Genomic DNA, 5,104 nt, shown 5'->3' with positions numbered 1-5,104 from the left:
GATCATGGTCTCGCAGTCCACTTCGGGCGATGTACCCGAATCGGGGCTCGATGTCCTGAACCAGGATGGTGATTCCGTGGAGGTCGCATTGGCCCGGCAATTGGTAACTGCGTGATCTGCTGTCTGCCGGCATCCTTTCGGGGGTGCCGGCATTTTTCTAGGAAATTGCTGCTCGGAGGATTCGATCACCGCCCCGCTCCCAGCGCGGGGAAGGCTAAACTGATTAGACAATACCGAGATTCAAGGAGGCACTGTGGCTATGGTGATCGAAGCAGCATATGCAGATGGTACTGGTGCAGCCAACGCACTGCATATGTCTCAGGCGCAGTGGGAAGAGTTGCAACGGGCGTACTGCGTCGGTGATCTGCTGATGCCTTGCTGCAACGCTCCAGCGATTCCCAAGGTTAGTGCTAATGGGTACCCCTTCTTTGCGCATCTAGGAGGTGCGTGCAGTACTTCCGAAGAAAGCCAATGGCACCTGGCGGCCAAGATACTTGTGCGCAGCGTGCTTGAAGATCTTGGATGCCGTGCCTCGGTTGAAATGCCGGGTTCGGGTGATGCAGGTCGCTGGCAGGCTGATGTCTGGGGTGAGCGCAATGGGGTTAGGTTGGCTGTCGAGATCCAAAGATCGTATCAGTCGCTCCGTGACTACCGTAAACGCCAAGAGCGGTACCGCGAGGCGGGCGTCAAGTCTCTTTGGTTGCTGCGGCAGGAGCGATATAGCACACTCACCAAGAGCATGGGAAAGGAGCGTCTGCGCACCGAGTTTGGGGGCAAGTTCCCTTCGGCCGGCCACTTCGGCCCGTGCCTTTCTGACCTGCCGGTCGCGATGCTTGAGCTAGATCCGGCCCCAACGGTCAAGGGTGCCGGATTCTTCAACGCAACCCTTCCAAACATACTTGAAGCAGTGCTTAGTGAGCGCTTTCTTTGCATCAACGGTCTATGGTGTATCGATAACCTAGACTCGATGAATAACGCCGCCAGACTCTCGCGCGAGCGTTTTGCAGCCAATCGCTTGGCTGCAAAGATGTAGCTCGACTGTGGTGTTGCTCGACATGCGCCGACGCAGCACCGACACTCCAGATTCCCTGGTTCACACTCAAATGCCAGCGGCACGCATTCGCGCCTCCAGCTCATCAAGGAATGGCGAGCGCCCAAAGCGCATAGGGCCATAGCGGCCATCAACGAAGCCCGAATACAGCATGTGGACCTCGTCGCGAGCACGTGTGAGTCCCACATAGAAGAGCCGGCGACTTTCGCGCAACTTCTCTGGAGTTTCATTGCGCCACGGCAGATTTCCGAGGTCGAGTCCAACCATGATGACGACGTCGTACTCACAGCCCTTTGCGGAATGCAGTGTCAGCAGATTCAGGTGATCGGGCGAACCGTCCCGACCGCCCAAACTAGTGATGTCTAGCGAAGCCAGTGCACCGCCTTCGGCGAGCGCTGCCGTCATGCGATCCAGTTGCTCTTTCTGATCAGCGAGCGCCAATTCAGCCGCCAGCAGATGATCCACTACACCGTTGCGCAACGAAGCAACAAATTCTCGCGCAGGTTGCTGGTCAGCGCGCAGCTCCCATAGCAAGGCGGTTAGCTCTTGCTCTTCGCGCTTGGCCTGTGAATCGTCCAAGCTCGCCCGATGAAATGCGCGATAGCGGTCGAGTAGTCCACGCAATTGTGGGCGTCCAACACGCCAGCCACCCGCGCACCACGCCGCACAATCTTCTACCCAACTTGTTAGGGCAACCTTGCGGTAAGGTGCTGCGGTATCCACACGGATGTAATCGAGACCGCCGGTTGCCACAGCTTCAGCCACGATATCGCCTGCGCGATAGTCTTTGTATAGGATCGCGATATCGCCCAGTGTTCGTCCCGGCTTGGAGGCTAAGGCCGCCGGAATGATCTGCGCGACGGCGTGCGCAGCCTGGTCCGCCGTACCACCCGGGCGCAGGACAAATTCGATGGTCGTTTGTCGCGCAGGATCGCTCGCTTGATAGCCTCGGGCTTCTCCAAGCGCCATCTCTGACGCAGTCACGATCCCTGCACCAGAACGGTAATTTAATTGAAGCTGGACAGGCTCAATGTCTCTGCGAGCCGCCAATTCCATGAGCAACGCGCCATCAGCCCCCGTAAATCCATATATCGACTGATCCGCATCCCCGACAGCGAAAAGTCGGACACCCCCGTCGAAGGCAAGGCGTTTGACGATGCGATGCAGTGCTACACCTAAATCCTGGTACTCATCCACCGCGAGCACGGGGAATTTTGCCTGAACCAGAGGTAGTACCCAGTCGTGCTCGGCGATCAAACGTTGGCCGAAGACAACCATGTCATCGTAGTCAATCAGCCCCTCGTCGCGCAGAGCGGCCTCGTAGGTCTCGGCCCAGGCAGCGAGTTCCTCCTCGCTACGCCAAGCGACGCTATTTCGATTGAGCACGGAACGGCGATGCCGTCCGAGGTCAATAACTTTGTACGGATGGTTCTGGCCGAAAAGCGCATCTCCAGTTTGCTTCAACAACCGATCACTGACTCGTTGAGTGGCCACCGAAAGTGGGAAAGATATGGGCAGGCCGGCCAGGCGTCCATACGGCATCAAGAGATGACGCAGACAGAACCCATGGACCGTACCAATGAAAAGATTAGGTGCCTGCTGAAGTCCCAAGCTTTCAATTCGGCGAGCGAGTTCGCGAGCGCACTCCTGGCTATAAGTGATGCACGCAACGCCACGAGGGGCCTCGACGTCTTCGGCTAGGATGCGGGCGAGCTTTAGGACGAGTGTCTTGGTCTTACCGCTCCCGGGACCGGCGAGTACCACACAATGTCCTTGAGAGTTGTAGGCTGCCAACTGACCCGGATTCCCAGCCAGTTCGGCAGCCTGAGCCAAGTAGGCTGTGCTGACACTACGCGATGGCGTCACGGATATGCTCCAGAGCGGAACGAATGTAAGCCGGACAAACGTCCTGTGACACCGACGGTGCAAGTGCCTGCGCAAACCTCCCCTTTCCGATCCTCTCGATCAATCTGAGCAGCCAGTCTTCATCAACCTGATCAGGATCGTCCACCCACTGCTGCAAGGCATTCAGAGTTTCTCTCCTTAATCGCGGCAGTTCCTCCCGAATTACCTCCTGCATGTCCTGCGCCAGTCCACCTGCAAATAGTTCGGGCTCCAACGTGTTCTCGTTGACGAAGTATCCGTACTGCTCGGCAAGCTCGATCACTTCATCCGCATCCAAGTTTTCGTGATCGACACCGCCCTCAATCACGTCAAGGACATTGATAAGCCGCCTGCGAACCAATGGATGATTACCATTGGTTGGATCCCGGTCCGTCAGGATCACATGGGGAATGTTGAGTCCTTCAGGGCCCAGTAGCTTCACATACGGGGTGAAGTTAGTCCCCCCCACCGAGCACACAGTGATTCCAAGCATATCGAGGGGAATATCGAGTACCTCGGCAAACGCGGGAACGATGAAGCGCTCGGCGTCGCCTTCGACCAGAATCACCCCCCGAGAAAAGAAAATCTCGCCGCGAGTGACGTCAATGTAACGTTGAAGATCCTCTTCATCCCGCTGCGTGAAAGGTGCGTTTGCTGTCGAGACCGCGACAGTCTTGCCTTCCGCTGTGTCATGGCGCAGCAGAACAATAGATCTGATCGGCGCAACGCTTGCGATATGTGGCGAGTGGGTTGTGAGGATTGTCGTAAGCGGTGGCTGTTCCTCACCATCTTCCGCCCCCGTGCCAAGGAAGTAACGATAGATTAGACGCTGCACGTGCGGGTGCAGGTGCGCTTCGGGCTCCTCGACTACGAAGAAGGTGTGGTCGCGCTCTCCATCGGAAACGAGGCGGTCCAGTTCGAGACTCTTCAGCGCCAGGAAGATCAGGTTCGCGGTTCCCAAACTGGCATCGCCGACTCCGCGTACGCCGTTGTCGATCAGCAGCCGCAGGCTGCGCAGCAACGCGTCGACTCTAGTTGGTGCAAGTCCGAGCGATACCGGAACGGCATGTTGCCCCCCAGCGATGGCGATCAGCCGTTCGCTGATCCGTTCTGCTGTCGCTACCACTTCCTCGTGTCCAGCCAGCTCTCGCTGTGCTTGGTCGACCTGATCCTGAATCTCCTCACGGGCGTCATCATCCAACGACGCGGCAAGATCCTCAATGAGCGGCCTCAATGGCGAATTGCGCCAGCTCGCAAGGTCCTTCTCAGCGTCACGCAGGGCTACCTGAACATCTATTGGCAACATCCGGCGGAGTGCGCCGCCGATACGCATGTCGGGATCGTCGCCACCGAAGATCACATACTCATAGTCCTTCAACGATTCCGGAGCGCGCCCCAGGCCCGCCTTAGGCTGGAAGCGGTAGGTGAGTCGGGCCACCATGGGTGGGCCAGGATCAATCACGCAATCGTTGAGGTGAGCCATCAGTCGGGGATCGTTTGTGAAGTCCGTTAGATCCACAGAGACCTCAATGGTCGCACCAACCTTGTCTTCGCCAAGTCCGTCCCAGAAATGTTCAAGCCCCAGTTGTCGATCGCGCTCAGACAAGCCCGGATCAAGGATCAACTGCAGGCCGCGAATGAAATTGCTCTTGCCAACCTTGTTCTCTCCCACGATGACGATACTTTCCCCCGTCTCGACATCAACATCCGAGAAATTGGCGAAATTGATCAACCTGACCCGAGAAACCCTCATTTACGCCCCCGTCCACTGGTGTTTTAACAAATAGTAGCAGTCAAGCGGCCGGCCTCCATCCGCCGACCGCGACCGAGCTTTTCCGTTACGGCCCCCTTCAAGGCCGCTTTTGTTCGACTAGACCGCTGCCGGTAAATCGGACGCAGCGTGGTTCGCATTGTTTGCTGCTGCCCCGGGTCTTAGCGGCGATGGTGAGGGCTCGATGTTTCAGGACGCCGAGCTTATGTGCCCCTCTCCACCTTGGTTTCACCATCCCGAACGCCGCCTGCTGGCTGGAGTCCTCGGCCTGCTCTGGTCGGTGCTGGCTGGCGGCTGCGCTACGACGACTGCGCCGCCCGCACCTGATGCCATCGAGGAAGTCTCGGCCGCGCCCGAACCCGAGGCGCCCGAGTACATCCCCGTCGTGCGCTACGGTC

The 5,104-nt window shown here is 58.0% G+C and carries 3 protein-coding genes and 1 pseudogene; 2 read left to right on the top strand and 2 right to left on the bottom strand.

The annotated features are described in order from the left end of the window. Positions 1–259 precede the first annotated feature (259 nt). Positions 260–1,033 carry a competence protein CoiA gene (locus tag BRO63_RS33780; protein WP_003050307.1) on the top strand — a complete coding sequence of 258 codons (774 nt, stop codon included), beginning with the start codon at positions 260–262 and terminating at the stop codon, positions 1,031–1,033. Positions 1,034–1,099: 66 nt separating this feature from the next. On the opposite strand, the gene BRO63_RS33775 is transcribed toward BRO63_RS33780, so the two are convergent. Beyond that, a complete protein-coding gene (locus BRO63_RS33775; RefSeq protein WP_256943460.1) occupies positions 1,100–2,884 on the bottom strand; it encodes an ATP-dependent helicase in 1,785 nt (594 codons plus the stop codon). 16 nt (positions 2,885–2,900) lie between these two features. Beyond that, positions 2,901–4,667, bottom strand: a complete 1,767-nt coding sequence (locus BRO63_RS33770) for an ATP-dependent nuclease (protein WP_228480065.1) — start codon at positions 4,665–4,667, stop codon at positions 2,901–2,903. Between the two features lie 244 nt (positions 4,668–4,911). Between BRO63_RS33770 and BRO63_RS33765 the strand changes: the two are divergent. Continuing rightward, positions 4,912–5,104: pseudogene (locus BRO63_RS33765) on the top strand (integrating conjugative element protein pill, pfgi-1); the annotation flags it as partial.

It is taken from the genome of Achromobacter xylosoxidans (genome assembly GCF_002192695.1).
In the GTDB taxonomy this organism is placed as follows: Bacteria; Pseudomonadota; Gammaproteobacteria; order Burkholderiales; family Burkholderiaceae_B; genus Achromobacter; species Achromobacter xylosoxidans_C.
Note: the sequence above shows the minus strand (reverse complement) of the source record. Positions and strands in the feature narration are given on the sequence as shown.